This is a genomic window from Streptococcus sp. Marseille-Q8145 (assembly GCF_965112035.1).
The window spans coordinates 16311-33200 of record NZ_CBCOPQ010000001.1; the positions used below are offsets into that span (position 1 = coordinate 16311).

General features: G+C 38.1%; 17 protein-coding genes and 1 pseudogene. All 18 read right to left on the bottom strand.

Annotated elements, in window-relative coordinates:
* Positions 1-3: 3 nt before the first annotated feature.
* The 18 genes and pseudogenes from ACWPVL_RS00105 to ACWPVL_RS00190 all read right to left on the bottom strand — a co-directional run bounded on the left by ACWPVL_RS00105 (position 4) and on the right by ACWPVL_RS00190 (position 16530).
* Positions 4-588 (bottom strand): uracil-DNA glycosylase family protein, encoded by a 585-nt coding sequence (locus ACWPVL_RS00105; RefSeq protein WP_048763270.1) that lies wholly within the window; start codon positions 586-588, stop codon positions 4-6.
* Between the two features lie 55 nt (positions 589-643).
* On the bottom strand, positions 644-2044 hold the full coding sequence (gene pepV / locus ACWPVL_RS00110) for a dipeptidase PepV (RefSeq protein ID WP_454386032.1): 1401 nt from the start codon (positions 2042-2044) through the stop codon (positions 644-646).
* Between the two features lie 75 nt (positions 2045-2119).
* Positions 2120-2725, bottom strand: coding sequence for a nitroreductase family protein (locus ACWPVL_RS00115; RefSeq protein WP_061909196.1), 606 nt, complete (start codon positions 2723-2725; stop codon positions 2120-2122).
* A 220-nt stretch (positions 2726-2945) separates the two neighbouring features.
* Positions 2946-4541, bottom strand: a complete 1596-nt coding sequence (locus tag ACWPVL_RS00120; protein WP_454386034.1) for a hypothetical protein — start codon at positions 4539-4541, stop codon at positions 2946-2948.
* A gap of 116 nt (positions 4542-4657) precedes the next feature.
* Positions 4658-5104, bottom strand: a complete 447-nt coding sequence (locus ACWPVL_RS00125; protein WP_454386036.1) for a hypothetical protein — start codon at positions 5102-5104, stop codon at positions 4658-4660.
* 9 nt (positions 5105-5113) lie between these two features.
* Positions 5114-5443 (bottom strand): annotated as a pseudogene (locus ACWPVL_RS00130) (hypothetical protein); the annotation flags it as partial.
* A 90-nt stretch (positions 5444-5533) separates the two neighbouring features.
* Complete coding sequence (locus ACWPVL_RS00135; protein ID WP_454386038.1) at positions 5534-6091, bottom strand: type II toxin-antitoxin system VapC family toxin; 558 nt, start codon at positions 6089-6091, stop codon at positions 5534-5536.
* Entirely contained in the window at positions 6088-6447 is a 360-nt protein-coding gene (locus ACWPVL_RS00140; RefSeq protein ID WP_454386040.1) for an STAS-like domain-containing protein, read from the bottom strand. The genes ACWPVL_RS00135 and ACWPVL_RS00140 overlap by 4 nt, the downstream gene beginning before the upstream one ends.
* Before the next feature lie 15 nt (positions 6448-6462).
* Positions 6463-7359, bottom strand: coding sequence for an ATP-binding protein (locus tag ACWPVL_RS00145; RefSeq protein WP_454386042.1), 897 nt, complete (start codon positions 7357-7359; stop codon positions 6463-6465).
* Between the two features lie 62 nt (positions 7360-7421).
* The gene (locus ACWPVL_RS00150; RefSeq protein ID WP_454386044.1) at positions 7422-7628 is read right to left on the bottom strand and encodes a DUF4177 domain-containing protein; all 207 of its coding nucleotides are present in this window, start codon (positions 7626-7628) and stop codon (positions 7422-7424) included.
* 135 nt (positions 7629-7763) lie between these two features.
* Positions 7764-8195, bottom strand: a complete 432-nt coding sequence (locus tag ACWPVL_RS00155) for a hypothetical protein (RefSeq protein ID WP_454386046.1) — start codon at positions 8193-8195, stop codon at positions 7764-7766.
* Between the two features lie 119 nt (positions 8196-8314).
* Positions 8315-8491, bottom strand: a complete 177-nt coding sequence (locus ACWPVL_RS00160) for a hypothetical protein (protein ID WP_454386048.1) — start codon at positions 8489-8491, stop codon at positions 8315-8317.
* 357 nt (positions 8492-8848) lie between these two features.
* Positions 8849-9415, bottom strand: coding sequence for an SMI1/KNR4 family protein (locus ACWPVL_RS00165; protein ID WP_454386050.1), 567 nt, complete (start codon positions 9413-9415; stop codon positions 8849-8851).
* A gap of 119 nt (positions 9416-9534) precedes the next feature.
* A complete protein-coding gene (locus tag ACWPVL_RS00170) occupies positions 9535-9990 on the bottom strand; it encodes an SMI1/KNR4 family protein (RefSeq protein WP_454386052.1) in 456 nt (151 codons plus the stop codon).
* Positions 9991-10160: 170 nt separating this feature from the next.
* Complete coding sequence (locus tag ACWPVL_RS00175) at positions 10161-10727, bottom strand: SMI1/KNR4 family protein (protein ID WP_454386054.1); 567 nt, start codon at positions 10725-10727, stop codon at positions 10161-10163.
* A 114-nt stretch (positions 10728-10841) separates the two neighbouring features.
* A complete protein-coding gene (uvrC, locus tag ACWPVL_RS00180) occupies positions 10842-12668 on the bottom strand; it encodes an excinuclease ABC subunit UvrC (protein WP_454386793.1) in 1827 nt (608 codons plus the stop codon).
* Positions 12669-12786: 118 nt separating this feature from the next.
* Positions 12787-13881, bottom strand: a complete 1095-nt coding sequence (gene hemH, locus ACWPVL_RS00185) for a ferrochelatase (RefSeq protein ID WP_454386055.1) — start codon at positions 13879-13881, stop codon at positions 12787-12789.
* 195 nt (positions 13882-14076) lie between these two features.
* Positions 14077-16530 carry a CAP domain-containing protein gene (locus ACWPVL_RS00190; RefSeq protein ID WP_454386057.1) on the bottom strand — a complete coding sequence of 818 codons (2454 nt, stop codon included), beginning with the start codon at positions 16528-16530 and terminating at the stop codon, positions 14077-14079.
* Between the last annotated feature and the right edge of the window lie 360 nt (positions 16531-16890).

The following is a 16890-nucleotide window of genomic DNA, read 5'->3' on the forward strand; positions in this document are numbered from 1 at the left end:
CCTTTATTGATGAATAATCTTTTGTACCAAAGCTTGCAATTCTGGAACCACTTCTGCCTCAAACCAAGGATTTTTCGCCATCCAAATTTGGTTGCGGGGCGATGGATGTACCAAGGGAAAAAAGTCTGGTAGGTAGTCTTGATAATGCTGGACCGTCTCGGTCAGCTTGACAGTACCTTTTTGATGCAGATAATATTTTTGAGCATACTGGCCAATCAAGATAGTCAACTCAATATCTGGTAGGAGCTCTAAAATCGGCTGATGCCATTTCTCAGCAAAGCCCTTACGAGGCGGTAAATCTCCAGACTTACCATGCCCTGGGAAATAAAAATCCATGGGCAGAACCGCAAAATATCCAGACTGATAGAAAGTTTCTTCATCAACACCCAACCATTCTCTCAGCCGGTCACCACTCTTGTCCTTCCAGTAAAGCCCCGCCTGCTGGGTTTTCAGCCCCGGCGCTTGACCGACAATATTAATCCGAGCATTCTTAGGCGCCGCAAAGAGTGGAGTGATCCCCTGTTCTGTGAAAGCTTTATTCTGTGGGTCAGCTATAATGGCCTTGGTAATATCTTCTATTGTCTGCATCATATTTCCTTCCTTGAAAAGAAACTCACCTGGCATAGCCAAATGAGTCCTTATTTTATTTGATCAATTCGTAAATGGCTTCAGCATAAATGGCAGCCGCGCGAAAGAGATCTTCTACATCGATAAATTCATTGGCTTGGTGCATAGTGTCGATATAGTCTGGGAACATCGCGCCGTAAGCGACACCACGTTTCAAGAGGCGTCCAAAGGTACCACCACCGATAACTTGCTCATGACCTTTAAGTCCAGTTTGTTTTTCATAAACAGCCAGCAAGGTCTGTACCAGCGAATCTTCCATCGGCACATAGTGAGGAGTATGACCATGCTCAGACAAGGTCACTTTAGTCACCGGCAACTGTTCTAACACATTTTGAATGGCTTCTGGACTAGTTCCCTTAGGATAGCGAATATTGAGGGCAATTGTATTGTCAGCCTTGTTTTCGTCAAAACGGAAAACGCCAGCATTCATTGACAGAGCTCCCATCTTCTCATCCACATGAGCAATCTTCAAGTTCTTACCCTCATGGTCATTTAGAAGAATATTTCCAGCCACATCTAGATAATCCTTAGCAGGACCCGCAAAGTCAAACTGCGTTAGGAATTTGGCCAAATAGGTTGCACCATTGACACCAGACTGAGGAGAAGCACCGTGCGCAGACTTACCGATAATGGTCACAGCGATTTGGCCACCAGCTAGTTCTTCATAAGTAAAGTCTAGCCCATTTTCCTTAGCAAACTGCTCCAATTTATCAACTAGATTTGGCAAGTGACCTGACAAGACAGCTGTGCCAGACTCAGGCACCATGTTCTCCCGCAAGCCACCAGTAAAGCTATGCAGGCGTGCTACGCCAGCATTTTCACCAGCAAAATGCAAGTACTCTGTGATATTACCTTTCTCACCATTGATAATCGGGAACTCAGCATCTGGTGAGAAGCCGAAATCAGGCTCAGGCAGGCCTACATGAGCAAAGTAATACTCCATGTCTTTCCAGCCAGACTCTTCATCTGTCCCCACCACAAAGCGCACGCGCTTAGAAACCGGCAAGCCTAAGTCTTTGATGATTTTCAAGCCGTAGTAACATGCCATAGTTGGTCCCTTGTCATCACTAGAACCACGAGCATAGAGACGGCCATCCTTAATCGTCGGTGTATAAGGGTCTGTATCCCAACCACTTCCAGCAGGTACCACATCCATATGGGCAAAGATACCCAGTTCTTCTTTTCCTTGACCAAATGTAAAGTGACCAGCATAATTGTCCACATTTTGAGTCGGGTAACCATCACGTTCAGCAATCTCCAAGAACTTATGCAAGGCCTTTACAGGACCAGGTCCAAAAGGATGCTCCTTATCTGCCTTAGAATCATCCCGCTCTGAATTAATTTCTAAAAGGCTGAACAAATCCGCCAACAGAGCTTCTCTACGTTTTTCAACTTCTGCTTTAAAATCAATTGTCATTTTCTCACCTCTACAAAGTACTTTGATTTAAAATAGATAACTCGAATTAAATCAAAGTATTGAAATCTTACTTTATTAACGCTTTTCGATAATCTCGTCAACTGGTAAACGATAGCTAGGCTCTAGCTTGTCGTCTGTATAACCAACAGTAATCAAGAGTTCTGGACGGAAACGCTCATCAATCTCCAAAACTTCGTTGACTTTTGATTTATCAAATCCCAGAATGATATTTGAACCAATACCTTGGTCAGTCAAAGCCAAAACAAGGTTCATAGCTACTAAGCCAGCATTAAGGGCCAAGTAATCACTCTTTTGTTGGTCATTATAGCGAGCAAACTCAGCTGGCAAATTTTGCATGTAAAATTGAAGCTGCTCATCAGAAAAATTTTTTACCCCAGCGACACGCGCGATCTTGCGTGCCCGCTTAGCCAAATCTGTATCTGTAAAGAGGGCAATTGTCACTGGAGCTTCCTTGATTTGATCTTGGTTAGAGCCAAAGGTAATACCTGCTAAAGCTTCATTTCGCTCACGCACTACTACAAACTTCCACGGCTGACTATTATGAGCACTTGGTGCCAAGGTCGCAATCTCAATAGCTGTACGGACATCCTTAGGATCTACCGGTTTGTCATTGAAATGCTTAGTCGCATGACGCTTTTTGTTTAATTCAAGAAATTTCATAATTGGTTTCCTTTTCTAATTTCTGTTACTCTTATTTTACCACAAATTGAAAGAGCTTGCAGAGGTTTTTCACGAAGGATTTTTTCATTCTCTATCAAATAAAGCTGTCTGCCCTTGCCACTTGATAAGATTATTCCCTTGTAGGAGTTTCATTTTCTCCATTCTGACTACTTGACTCTCTTCAGCACTTTTTCAAATCACTACAACTTGAGTTTCTTTACTACTCAAAGTCTCTATATAGTTCTTGATTTAACTTAGGAATTTCAACTTTTGGTTCAGGTTTCCGCACGGAAAAATCAATAGCTGCAAACAGTAGAACCAGCAACAAGACAAATATCGTCCACAAAGTCTCTTTTTCTGGAAGAGGCACTCCTTTGGTCGGGAAACCTTTCCAACGAGGATACTGCTGCAAAAATTCATTTATCTTCATCCCATTGGGATAGAGTGTCAAAAAACCATACATGCTAAGAAAGAGAAACGAAAAACTATGCATAGATACCCAACTAAACTGAATCCTCATTTTGAAGGCTTTATAGCCTGACTTAGCCATATAAACCTCTAAGCCAAAAGCTATAATCATCAAGATAAAGAAAATAAAGACCTGCAGTTTCCAGAGCTTTCTCAATCCTAAGTAAGCCCGTTTATCTGCCTGCTCTTTGCCACCGTCTTTAGCTTCTCTCTCTTGAGTCTGAATTTTTGCTGTAGGTTCAGTTACTTCTTGACTTGCTTGAATCTCCTGAACCACCTCATTTTCAGTCTGTGGCTTATGTTTTAGACCATACGCCACCACTTCTTTTAAGACTAGCCTCAGATTTGCTTCGGTTAATTTGTAGGGATACCCGCGTAACGGCCATTTCTTTCTTAGTTCTGGATGATCTGGAAGTGACACCATGATGTAAAAGTGCTGTCCAATCAATGTAATCATAAAAGAAACCCGATAAAATCTAGATCTTATAAAGAAATAGGCCCTATAAAGGTAGTCGCCTTCCGTTTCCTTCGTCGTTTTGTCAAATTCAATCTTACCTAAAAACAGCTCTTCTATCATTTTCTGTATTTCTAAAACCTTTGTATCAACCGTATCCAGACTAAGAGGAGCCTTTAAAATCAGCTCCAAATCAGACATAGAAGCCGTATAAAGACTCATGCCAGTTTTGTCTTTTTCTAAATATTCTTCTAAATAAGTCTTACAGTTGCTCAGAAAAGAGGATAAATTAGAAGAATTTAACTGGACTGGACAATCAAGCAACAATTCCTGACTTCCTACACTAGCATCTAAGGGGACAATATCTCTCACAATGAAATCTTGTTCTAGCAGCTCCAGAGTAAAAGAAGCTCTGTAGCTAGGTAATATACTTGTAATAATGATTCGATAATTTTCGCCCTTTTCAACAGCTTTCTCCCACTTATCCGTTTTCGTTTTCCCATCGAAAATATTTTCAATCATCGCTTCAATAGCTCGTATCTTCAGATAATCATTTTCGGGAGTAAGAGGTTCAAGAAATATCTGTTCTGGCTGATCTAGGTAGGTTTTTATTCTTCCCAATCCTTCCTCCAAGGTTTCTGGCAGATACTTGTATTGTATCCCGTATGTAGGCTTTTCACCCCACTTCAAGTGTAAATCGCTGCCGTCTACTAAAATATCCAATTTTTCTTTATAATCTTCTAGATTGATTTTAAATAGAAAAGTCGGACAATATGAACTCAAGACAATATCATAAATTCCTTCTATTTCAAAAGCAGTTCCAAATTTTTTCTGGAGCTCTGCACGAATATCCTTCTCCAAATGTTCTTTATGCTTGTCAAAATTCAGCCCCATCTGTCTTCAACTTTCTTTTTGTTTTACTTTTCAAAACAGCCCCCTCACACACTTGGTCGCATGGAAAGCATTTTGCCTCTGCTTTTCTATCATTCAGCTTGAGATTGTCGTAAGCATTAAGCTTGAGTGCTTTTCTTCACTTCCTCAAACCATTTTTCAAATTCTAAACGTGGAAGCAATTCTTCGTCCTTATCATAACGACCTTCATAGCTATAGCGACTGTCAAGGCTGTTTTTCTGAGCATCATAAATCAACCACATTTCAGTTGGGTGTTCACGATTGTATTCTTGGCACAGCTTAACCATTCTTTCTATATCTTGTGCCCCTATTGTTAATAGACTAAACTGAATTTCATCTGAACTATCTATTTCATTAGGAAGGTAACCCGCGATATCATCTCTATCCAGATAATGATTATTAGTTTTAAAAAATACATCAAAGCTATAAAAACCATCAGCAACACAATAAATAAAAATTTTATCTGCTTGATTTTGGACATATTCCATAGCTAATGAGACCATGTCAATCTGGATTTCCATAAATTTCTCTTCAAATTGTGTCATATTATTCTCCTACTGCTGCTCGCCTTTCACTTCCTCAAACCACTTTTCAAACTCTAGACGTGGAAGCAATTCTTCATCCTTGTCATAGCGTCCTTCATAGCTATAACGACTGTCAAGACTATTTTTCTTGGCATCATAAATCAGCCACATTTCAGTTGGGTGTTCGCGGTTATATTCTTTACAAACATCAATCAATTTTTGTATATCTTCATTACCGTATCGTAATACTGAAAACATCATATTATCAGAATCATCTACTTTAGTATCCAAAACAGTGTTAACCCTGTGTAATTCGACAAAAACTCCATTAATTTTATAAAAAACATCAAAAGAAAGTAATAGTGGCTATAAATTCTTTAAACGAAAGATACTCTCACTACTTCCCTGTTCATCTTAATTATATTTGCTTGTCACTAGAAAACCTTGAGGTTACCGCCGTCCTATGTTATATGTGTATACTTTGACTTCTTCTTTAATTGGGATATTAAAAAAATCAGCATCGTGTGTAACAATTGAAAAACCTTCTTTTATAGCCTTTCTCAAATAACAAGCATCATTGATGTCTAGCATATGGCATGTAAGGTTAGAAATATCATAAAAATCAGTATTATCAAAATCAGTATTATCAAAATCAATGACCGTCATTTTTGGAATGATTTCTGTCTCGATTGTATCTATAACATCATCATAAATATCTAAAAAATGTTGAGTATGCTGGTAACTTCTTTTAAAATCAAAATCTTCCTCACGATAACTATGGGTTTTACAATATTGCTTATATCCATTCCGAACAAAAAAGTTAATAAATTCTGAAATAGATAATGTAGTTATAAAGAGTTCATTATTTTGTCGTTTAGCTAATTCCCACATTTTATCATAGTTTTTGGTTTGACCTGATTGTAAGTAGATTAAAACATTCACATCTATCAATAATTTTACATCGGGACTGAATGGAAAACGATTTAGATCCATTATAACAGTTGTCATAATTCAAGCTCCTTATCCATTTCTTCTGCAAGCATTTTTTTAAACTCTTTATCTTGTTTTCGTTTATTTCTACTATTCCTAATCGAACGTTCTATAGTCTTACGATCTGCAGGATGAAGAGTTTCAGGATTAACTTTCACAAGTTCTCTTAATCTTTCCGCAGTTGCTACATCATAAAGTTGCCCAATAGCTGTATTAGAAAATGCAGATATTAGATCAGTTATGCCCTCAAAATCTAGAATGGTTTGAGTATTATTTTCAATATTCTTTTTTAAGATTTCAAAAACTTTTTCCCCTTTATCGGATGTAACAGCTAGTGTATCCCCAATAATATCTTTTACAAATATTTTTCCCATAATTACAATCTCCTTTTAAAAGTTAAAAGTATCATCGCTATTCATTATTTCCTTTTTTCGCGATCTTAGACATTTATTTATATCAAATTCAATCCAAAGTAATGTTCCCCTAAATCGTTCATTCATTGTAGTAGTTGAAATCACTCCAGATTGACTTATTGAATAATATGCTTGGTTAGAAAACAACCTTAATTGTCCCCTATTATGAAGTATATCTTTAATACTAAATAGACCTACTCCACCTTCTTTTTTCCTTTTTGTGGAATTTCCATCCACAAAAGCCCAATCAACAGCCTCAACATCTAAATTAATGTGAGGATGTCTTTCTTTGACTTTAGCTGGTATGCCCACTCCTAAATCTGATATTGCCAAACGTAGTATTCCTGGTTTTGGGTAGTGCTGACCACATATATAAAAACGATCCGCCCCAGAATGATCTCTAACATTGTGAACAATTTCAAAAATACAATATGAAACTTCCTTCAAAAAATCTTCAGATATTTTAGAACCTATAGCTGTAAATACTTCTTCTCTTATATATTCGTGAATAAGTGTATCATTTGATGGGGTATCTGCAAAAAAAGTAATAGTCGTATTAAAACTATCTACTACTTTCTCACCTAACCCGTAGTAAGGAAAAAAATTATTCTTTTGAAGAATAGTTTTTACCTTATTTGACATTGTTTCAATTGCAACACTAACGTCGCCTGTGATTTGCAACGCCAGTTCAAACATCATCGAAAGTACAACTGTCATTTCTGCATCAATCCAAACCGTACGAGAAAAATCAAATAGTATTTCATCAGAATGACTTGCTTTACTTATTGCAGATATAAATTGGTAATTAAGCAAGTAAAGATTCTCGTACTCTGGCTTAATTTCAGCAGGAACTGTAATCGTATATTTTGCCATATTTATATAACTCCATCTCAGAAAAAAGTTAGCTATATCCTACCAATATATTGATAGATAACTTAAATATTTTTATTAAAAACCATAGTTGCCTGAATACGATCTCCTCCACCTAATCCTTTACTTTCACCGTTTGTTGTACTGATTGTATGAAGTCTATATTCCTTAGACCGCTGTCGATTGATAACATCTTCTAATTCTGTATGGTTCCCAAAACCAGTGCCAAAGAACTTTTCTTTTAATGTTACTTGAAGAACAACATAATTCAATCAGTTTGCTTCATAATCATTTGAAAAAGCGACTTCCTGTTTTACAGTATTAAAAAATCCTGTGAGCTTCCTCCTTCTAAAAAGCATCTTTTATTTAACAACATTTCTAAATATAGACTATTTTTGATCAGTCTATTATTCAAAAAATCTATTCAAGACTTTTCTTAATTTCTTTATATCTTCCTTATAATTTATTTTTGTAGAGCTAATACCTGATGATACTTCTTCAAACATATAAGAATCAGGATTAATTTTGAAGGTATAAAAAGGCACTTCAACATTAGCAGTGTTTATGTATGAAATATCACATATGATCTTTGGCCAACTATCTGTTCCCAATTTGACAATAAAAGTTTCTGAAAACAAAAATTTTATTTCTTGTTTTATAACATGATGATAAAAACCATCATTAGGCAACTGATTTTTCCTATTTGTATATAGATGTAATATCTGGTTAACTTCTGGATTTCTAATATAACTTTCTAAAAATTTATTAATATTTTCTTCGTTAATTTTTTTAATTTTAAATTGCTTATCTGCATCTTTAAAAAATCCTGAAATTCCCATTCAATACACCTTTTTCATTTTTTATCTTTATTTATTACCATTATAACAATATTTCTCTTTTTACAACATTTACAGTAAATTCACTTTATTAAAAATTTCTTCGCTACCTTCCATTAAACTTAGGAAATCATTGAATTATCAATCACCCTACCAAGTTTTTCTGAGTTACTTGAAAAGTCTAACTTAATTTGATAATTTAGGTCAGATAAAAACAGTAGATCATTTTTCAAATTTTCAAGAGAAGAGGAACTAACCGGGCCGAAATCTATCCCTGTCAACAATAAATTATTTTCCATACAATTATCCTAATCCTTCTTTTCCTATAACCATTTTCATGTTAGAAATACGTTCCGGTAAATTATCCATCTTTGCCTGAGATAGATTGATAGTGCTAGTTCCTTCAGGAGTCTAGCTTAGAAGGTCAATGATGAACAAATCTAGTATAACAGAAACTCTCCAAAAAATAAAAATGAGTCTGGGACAAAAGTCCTAGCCTCTCAATTGTCTTTGGATTGTCGAGCAAGACGCAGTGGTTGAGTGGGCTCTACTACGCTAGCTTTTACAGCCCTATTCAACTGTGCGGAGGTGGGACGACGAAAGCGAATTCTAACGAATTACCGATTTCTGTCCCACTCTCATTAAATCAAATAAGACTACAACCTAACAATCACTTGCTCACGACCAGCATACTTATCAATTTCCTCTTGCCAAATTTCCTTTAATCTAGGAGTAATTTCTTTTTTGCTGCCTACGGCTCTCATATCGGCGATTCTTTCTTCAATCGTGCGAATTTTTTTCTTTTTACTTTTAAGTTTAGCCACCCAGTCTTCAAAATTGATTTCTAAAGACTGCACAAGCTGGCCTTCATGATCAAAAAAAGCTATCTGATTGAAATTTTTGTCTGTAACACCAAGAAGAATAGAATTCCCAAAACTATCCTTGGCTATGGGAATAAAACCTCTGTCTAAAACTTCTGCTAAAAAACCACTCTCAATCAAATATTGGAAATTATTGTGTTGACTCGCTTTATTAAAACCATAAAATGCACGTATAGCTGAAGTTTTACGATTTATACTAAAACTAGTTTGCAAGCTATTCCCGCCATTATATTTAAGTAGAAATTCTTTATATTTTTCTGGGAGCTTAATTGTAAACTTATCTTCAAAATCCGCTATAGCCTGATCTACACCTTCTGTATCGTAAGGAAAAATTCTTAACATTTCTCACTCCAAATTTCTTGCCATCTTGTTGGGGTTCAATTTAATCAATCCACTATTTTTTAAAAATAAGTACTAAACAAAAAGAGGGACTACACATTCTAATCCCTCCCATTTTAACATTAATTTTGGACTAATTCTAGAAATTCGGTAAAAGTGCGAGCCAGAAAATAGGCATTATTTTCATCACTTGAAGCTTCTAGATTATATGTATCATCATAGTAATAAATACCTTCATCCTCATCACCACTCAACCAGAAAACTAGAAAACCATGTTGCAAGGAATCGCCTATAATTATTGAGTTAGAAAAAAGATCATCTAAATATTCATCGGTCCAATCTTCTATATCAGAGTTTTTTACGCCAGTCTTAATCCCATATAAAACAGCAACATTAATTTCTTCATTGATGTTCTTTATCTCAATAGAATTTTCAAACTCGTAGGAAGAATATCGTCCTCCATTTTTTTCTTTCAAAAAGTTTTTATAGTCTTCTGGGAGAGTTAGGTTGTATTTCTCTTCCAAATCTTTTATTTCCTCATCACTGGCACGACCTAGTGCTCGAATCATTAGGCTCATCTTATTTTCCTCTTCTTTTAAATATCGCAATCTTTGGTTTACGATTTTTGTTGAACATGCTCCCCTTTTGGTTAAAAGGCTTGATGCCTTTGAGACTGTTTTACCCATCTCTCGCAAAAGCAGAGGCAATTTAGAAAGTCAGATAGCAATAAAGCTAGTAAAAATCAATATTACAGCTTAACAATCACTTGCTCTCGACCTGCAAATTCATCGATTTCTTCTTGCCATAAAGCTTTTAACTCATCATCAACTACAACAGGACTTCCAATTTCTTCCATTTCTTTCATTCGTTCCTCAATGGAGGGAATATGAACAACAGGACTTTTTATCTTTTTTAGAAATTCGATAAAATCGATAGTAAATGGAATATACGTTTGCTTTTCATGATCATAAAAACCTATTTTATTATAAGTACTAGCACTGATGCCAATTAGAATACTGTTACCAAAACTATCTTTAGCTATGGGTAGATAATGATTTTCTATAAAATCTTCTAAAAAGCCTTTTTCAACTAGATAGTTAAAATTACTAAAATAGTTAGCTAATGAAAAACCATAAAAGGAGTGGATATCTGAACGAACTTTCTCAACTTTAAAGGTTGTATCAATCGTATCTCCGCCATTATACTTTAATAAAAATTCTTTATATTTTTCAGGCAATGAAATAGAATAATTTTTCTCCAATTGTTCTATTTCATCTAAGACACCATCGGTTTTAAATGGAAAAATTCTCAACATATCTGCCTCTTTTCACTACTGGCACCAAAATATCCTCCATCAATCTGGTTGAGCAATATCAATGAGTGTTTGAAAGCCGTATCTGAATCTCTCTAAAATCAGATAATTTTTCTTTCAATCTATATTTACAATCGGCTCCGCCACTTCTAACAAAGGTCGGGATGGCTCTGTTTGATTGAGTTTTGCCTGCACAGCTTCTGCCACCGCTCGCGGTACGCCCACTTCGACGATTTCATCGACACTGGCTTCTTTAATCTTGGTCAGTGATTTGAAATGCTTCATGAGATTTTGCTTACGTTTTGGCCCCAAGCCTTCGATGCCGTCTAGTTGAGATGAGAAGGAATTTTTAGACCGGAGCTGGCGGTGGAAGGTAATGGCAAAGCGGTGCACCTCATCTTGGATGCGCTGGAGAAGGAAAAATTCCTGAGAATTACGGGACAGCTCTACGACTTGAAGAGGATCACCAAAGAGCAATTCATGGGTCTGGTGCTTGTCATTTTTTTGCAGTCCAGCGATAGGAATATCAAGCCCCAACTGATTCTGGATAACTTCTTTAGCAATATTAACCTGACCTTGTCCACCGTCAATGACAATCAAGTCTGGTGGCGTCAGCCCATCACGAATGACCCGACTATAGCGGCGCTTGATGACCTCTCGCATGCTAGCGTAGTCGTCTGGCCCTACCACGGTCTTGATCTTGTATTTGCGGTAATCTTTCTTGCTAGGCTTACCATTGACAAAGACCACCATAGCTGAGACGGGACTGGTCCCCATGATGTTGGAGTTATCAAAAGACTCGATTCGAACGGGTGTCGGAATATTGAGGAGCTTCCCTAGATTTTCGATAGCCCCCTGCGTTTTCTCAACGGATTTCTCCAAAAGATCAAATTTCTGCTGGAGGCTGACCCGAGCATTCTTAATAGCCAGATTGACCAACTGCTTCTTCTCGCCTCGCTGAGGCTTGACTACTTTAGTATCCACAATCGCTCGGACGGCTTCTTCGTCAATATCTGCTGGAATTAGGATTTCATTGGGCTTGAGGTGGGACTTTTCTTGGTAAAACTGGCCAATATAGGTCAGAAAATCTTCGTCGGGATCATTGTAATAGGGGAAAAGATTGACATCACGCTCAATCAACTTGCCCTGGCGCACAAAGAAGACCTGCACACACATCCAGCCCTTATCCACATAGTAACCAAAAACATCGCGATTCTGTAAATCCTTTGCCATGACCCGCTGCTTGGTACGCAAGGTTCCAATAGCTTGAATCAGGTCACGGTATTCGGCCGCCCGCTCAAACTCCATAGCTGCAGCTGTTTTATTCATCTTATCACGCAGCTCATCGATAATCTTATCGTCCTGTCCCTTGAGAAAGTCCGACACTTCCTGAGCCATGTTCTTGAAATACTGGCTATCTCGCTTGCAAATCGTATGGGCTTCACATTGCCCCAAGTGATAATAAAAACAGACTTTTGCAGGTGGATTGGTACATTTTTTGAACGTAAAAATGCGATCGAGCAGGCGTTTGATTTCATTGGCTGCACCGACATCTGGATAAGGACCAAAATAAAGACCGCCATCCTTTTTGACTTGGCGCGTGATAATCAGACGCGGATAGACTTCGTTGGTAATCTTAATAAAAGGATAGGACTTATCGTCCTTGAGCATGATATTGTACTTGGGCTTATTTTCCTTGATTAGATTGATTTCTAGGAGCAAAGCCTCAATGTTGGACTCGGTGACAATAAACTCAAAATCCTCAATCTCTGAAACCAGCGCTTCCGTCTTGGTATCGTGGCTGCCACGGAAATAAGAACGGACCCGATTGCGAAGATTCTTGGCTTTTCCGACATAGATAATAGTACCGTTTTTGTCTTTGTGAATGTAACAGCCGGGACTGGTCGGCAACAGTTCCAGCTTAGATTGGATTAGCTTGTTTATAGACATATTTCTCCAAAATCCTATCTTTTCAATAGAAATTTTTCATTTTCCTAGAACATGCACTTCCCTAACAATTCATGATCATTGCAAGTTACAAATGTTTATTTCTAGGCTAGACTTACTTTGATTCTTGCGCCCTTTTTTCTAACATTTTCTTTATAAAATAAGGCATTTTGACATTTTCTCTGCCCTTTTTCTCTATCAACTTTTTGACAAATTCAGGCATTTGAAGTTCTTCCGTTTCGCTTAAAATTTGATTACTTTCTTCTGAAGGGGCCAATTCGTCAAAGGTTGTTTCTTCTGGATGCATGTATCGAAGCTCTTCTGTTTCATGCTGACGAATAGTTGCTAATAATGCATCAATCAAACGGGAGTCTGTGTTAGGCATTGGTGGACGATGATAAGTCACACCGAGTTCTTGACACAATTCCTGACACTCCACGTCATTATCAAACAGCACCTCGATATGTTCGCTAATGAAGCTGATTGGGACAAAGATATAATGTTGTGGATGACTCGTCTGATCTCGGAGATATTCTAGGACATCTGGCTTGATCCACGGCAAGCCAATATCGCTTTCGCTCTGCCAGGTATTGGTATATTCAGATAGAGCCAAGCCCAGCCGATGGGCAATCAACTGTGAATTTTCAATAATCTGATCAATATATGGATCTTCAAAATCAAGTGCTAAAACTGGCACACTGTGAGCTGAGAAAATGACCTTAAAACTTTCATCTTTGACTTGCGTCTGCAAGATTTTCCTGATTTCTTCCTCCCAAAAGCGAAGCAAGTCCTCAGCCTGATACCATTCTTTGATAATATGGAATTTAATTGTCTGGCTCGTAATAAATTTTTCATACCCCATGACAGAGTAAAAAGAATAATGCGGTTCTAAAATCAAGCAGATACATTCCTCGATCCCGTCATTCTCCATCTGCTTAATAACATCTGGAATAAAGGGGCGAGAAAATTTATTAGCAAAATAGACAGCATACTCTCCTTTTAAAGCTTCCTTCACAAGCTCAACTTCTGCCCGCGTAATGCGTTGCAGGGGGCTGCCACCAATACGCTGATAATTATCATGAAGGTGTTGAATCTCCTGATCAGTAGGTCGCACGCCACGACGGATATTCGTGAAAAATTCTGCAATATCCTCAAAAGTATAGCCCTCTGGCGATCCAAAGGTCATCATTAGAATAGCTTTTTTAGTCATAAGTTCCTCTTTTTGTATAAAATCCTCTGCTATTATAACATGATATCCCCTTAAAAGCAGATAAAAGGAATGTTTTCTAACCAAATTTAAGAATTATTTGAGTCTCAAAAACTTTTCTTCCTAAATTTGATTCAATCAAACTAATTTACCAATAAAAAATGAAGTGAGATGTAACACTCACTTCACTGCTATATACTATAAAGTTTTTCGACGGCGATGTTTCACTGCACCTGCGAGAAGAGCTGCACCGAGAGTCATTCCAAGGAAGGCTAATTGTTCCGCTTCCGTTCCTGTATTAGGAAGGACAACTGACTGGCTAGGCGAAACTTTAGGAGTCGCTGGAGTTGATGTAGCATTAGTATTATTATCAGTCTTTGGCTGAGCTTGAGCAGCTACATGAGCTGTCGGTTCAACCAATGCATCCTTCTCATCTTGAGAAGCTGAATTTCCATTCGAAGTCAGAACCGTTTGACTACCTGCACCTGCTGCAGCAAAATTAAGTCCACCATTTGCCTGATAAGTAGTTGTAGTGGCCGATGCTAGGGCTTGGCGCTCTTCTTTTGGAAGAAGGTCTAGCAAATAATTGTAATTTGCTAGCAATTCATTGTAGACTGTTTGCAAATCAACTAATTTTGCATTCTCAGTCTCAGCAACAACTTGTTTAGCCTTCAGGTCAGCCTCTGCTGCAGCCAAGTCTTGCTTAGCTCTTTCCAATTGTTGTGGAGCTGTTTTGAGATCTGAAACTTTCTTCTGAGCCGCTGCTACACGATTTTGAGCAGCTACCAATTCAGCTTTGGCTACTTCTAAGACCTTATTCTTATTTTCCTCAGCCGTCTTCAAAGCTGCGAGCTGATTCTTGGCCTCTACTAAGGTTGCCTGAGCTTTTTGCAATTTAGCCTGATATGGAGAAAGGGCAGACGCGATTCTTGCTGTTGCTGACTTCAAAGCAGCCTTTTTATCTGACAAGTTTTGTTGAGTCAGAACTAAGGCTTTCTCAGCAGCTTCAAGATTCTGTTTAGCTTTTACAACAGCAGCCGCACGATCTTTCTGTGCCTTGTACGAATCTGTCAACTGATTATTCAAAAGATTCAGGCTAGACTCTTGGCTAACTTTCTGAGCTTGCAACTCTGCCAAACGATTCTTCAAGGCTGTCACATTAGCACTTGAAGCAGCCCCACGACTACCGCCACTGCGAAGAAGTTTCTCCATCGCTTCAACTGTTAGCAGTGTGCCATTATTAACTCTTTGATTGAAATTCCGAACATTATGGAATCCAACTTCCGAAGTTCCGTACGGAGTTCCAAACTGATTTGGATGAGTGTCATAGGCAGCAGAAATAGCATTGGCCTTATTATCCATCATTTGGACATAGTGACCGATTTGCGCAAAGACGTTAGGCCCCACCTTCATATAAATGGCATTGGCATCCAGTTGTCTTTCATCAGTTGGCAGGCCGTATTGAGCAGCAATATGTTGATACAGGGCCTTTTCACTATGCCAGAAATTAACTGCACCTTGAGGATTGAAGCTGATGGCCACGTTTTCATTGCCGATCAGCTTGCCCATGTGCCAGTTAGCCTTCTCAAAGTACAAGGTCTGAATTTGGCTGGCAACATTAGCATATGGATCCACCAAAAGTTCTGGAAGTCCTGCATTACGGCGGTAAGCATTGATGGCCTTAACCAATTCCAAGGCCTGCAAGTTATTCTCCAAGCTGGCTGGGCTAGATGGATTTGATCCGACTGTGATCTTGAATTCATTTTGACCACGTTTGTAAAGTGCTAAAGCATCAGCTGCAGCATTTCTTACAGCTTCATTGTTCGAATTATCTCGAAGATTTTCCAAGAATTGCGAATAGGTCGTATTTCGTAAATCAACCGGTGCTGTACTTGCATTTTTCTGCTCATGCACCAACTCTGTATTTGTTGCAGCAATCAATTGCTTTGTCTGCTCTAAGTTAGCCTGAGTTTGATTGATTTTGTTTTGGATTTCTGCTTGATTTTGTGGTGCAGCGTTTGCTTCTTGTTCTGCTTTTGCAAGTTCATTTTTAGCATGATCCACAGCTGTCTGAGCTTGATTTTCCTGATTTTTAGCAGTTTCTACAGCTGCAGTTTCTGCATGAACTGGTTCTTTAGCTTTGTTTAGTTCAGATTCTGCCACATCCACCAATGATTGCTGGCCAGCAATTGTATTTTCTTGGTCTTTAACTGCTTGACTTGCTTCCTGGACTACAGTTTCTGCTTCTTTGACAGTTTCTGATTTTGCTGTTACTTCTTCTTCAGCTTTTTTAACACTAGTCTCTGCTTTAGAAATGTTTTCTTCAGTTGCTGCCTTTTCATTTTCAGTAGCTGTAGCCACTTTCTCTTGAGCCTCTGAAACTGCTGTTTTGGCTCCTTCAAGGTCTGCTTCAGCTTTCTTAGTTTGCTCTTGTTGCTGATTTACATTTTTCTTGGCAGCATCCGCTTTTTCCTTCGCTTCTGCTACATCCGCTGTCGTAATTGGTTTCTCGGTAACTGCTGTTGCCTTTGGTTTCGTAGCCGTTGACTCAACGAGTTCATCCGCTTTTACCTGATGGCTGAGCGCACCAGAAATAATCGTTGTCGCTGCAATGCCAGTTGCTACAACGGATTTACCAATTTTCTTGTCCATAGACATCTCCTTCTAATAGCACATGTATCATTTACAATCAGTCCTATGCTATAATACTAACATAAAATGACTGGTTAAACCAGTCAAAACCATATCATTTAAATAGAAATTCTATTACAATTTTATGACAAAAATCGAACGCTCCATCCTAAGAATATAGAAATAGAGCGGATTTAAAGCATTTTTCGCCTCTTCCGCTCCTTATTCCATTTATTTAGAAAAAATTTCTTTACTGCTTATTTGCTTCTGATGTCACTTGATTTTCAGCCTCTTTTTCTGAAGGAGCTGCTGAATTTGATTTTTCTACTTCAGGAGTGGCTGGTGAACTTGACTCTTCCACTGTCTCTTTAGGAGCCTCGC

Coding starts and splice junctions, on each gene's coding strand:
- ACWPVL_RS00170 (WP_454386052.1), bottom strand. CDS start 9,990: ATGAGCCTAATGATTCGAGCACTAGGTCGTGCCAGTGATGAGGAAATA.
- ACWPVL_RS00115 (WP_061909196.1), bottom strand. CDS start 2,725: ATGAAATTTCTTGAATTAAACAAAAAGCGTCATGCGACTAAGCATTTC.
- ACWPVL_RS00175 (WP_454386054.1), bottom strand. CDS start 10,727: ATGTTGAGAATTTTTCCATTTAAAACCGATGGTGTCTTAGATGAAATA.
- ACWPVL_RS00160 (WP_454386048.1), bottom strand. CDS start 8,491: ATGGAAAATAATTTATTGTTGACAGGGATAGATTTCGGCCCGGTTAGT.
- ACWPVL_RS00145 (WP_454386042.1), bottom strand. CDS start 7,359: ATGGCAAAATATACGATTACAGTTCCTGCTGAAATTAAGCCAGAGTAC.
- ACWPVL_RS00165 (WP_454386050.1), bottom strand. CDS start 9,415: ATGTTAAGAATTTTTCCTTACGATACAGAAGGTGTAGATCAGGCTATA.
- hemH (WP_454386055.1), bottom strand. CDS start 13,881: ATGACTAAAAAAGCTATTCTAATGATGACCTTTGGATCGCCAGAGGGC.
- ACWPVL_RS00135 (WP_454386038.1), bottom strand. CDS start 6,091: ATGACAACTGTTATAATGGATCTAAATCGTTTTCCATTCAGTCCCGAT.
- ACWPVL_RS00140 (WP_454386040.1), bottom strand. CDS start 6,447: ATGGGAAAAATATTTGTAAAAGATATTATTGGGGATACACTAGCTGTT.
- ACWPVL_RS00190 (WP_454386057.1), bottom strand. CDS start 16,530: ATGGACAAGAAAATTGGTAAATCCGTTGTAGCAACTGGCATTGCAGCG.
- pepV (WP_454386032.1), bottom strand. CDS start 2,044: ATGACAATTGATTTTAAAGCAGAAGTTGAAAAACGTAGAGAAGCTCTG.
- ACWPVL_RS00120 (WP_454386034.1), bottom strand. CDS start 4,541: ATGGGGCTGAATTTTGACAAGCATAAAGAACATTTGGAGAAGGATATT.
- ACWPVL_RS00155 (WP_454386046.1), bottom strand. CDS start 8,195: ATGGGAATTTCAGGATTTTTTAAAGATGCAGATAAGCAATTTAAAATT.
- ACWPVL_RS00105 (WP_048763270.1), bottom strand. CDS start 588: ATGCAGACAATAGAAGATATTACCAAGGCCATTATAGCTGACCCACAG.
- ACWPVL_RS00125 (WP_454386036.1), bottom strand. CDS start 5,104: ATGACACAATTTGAAGAGAAATTTATGGAAATCCAGATTGACATGGTC.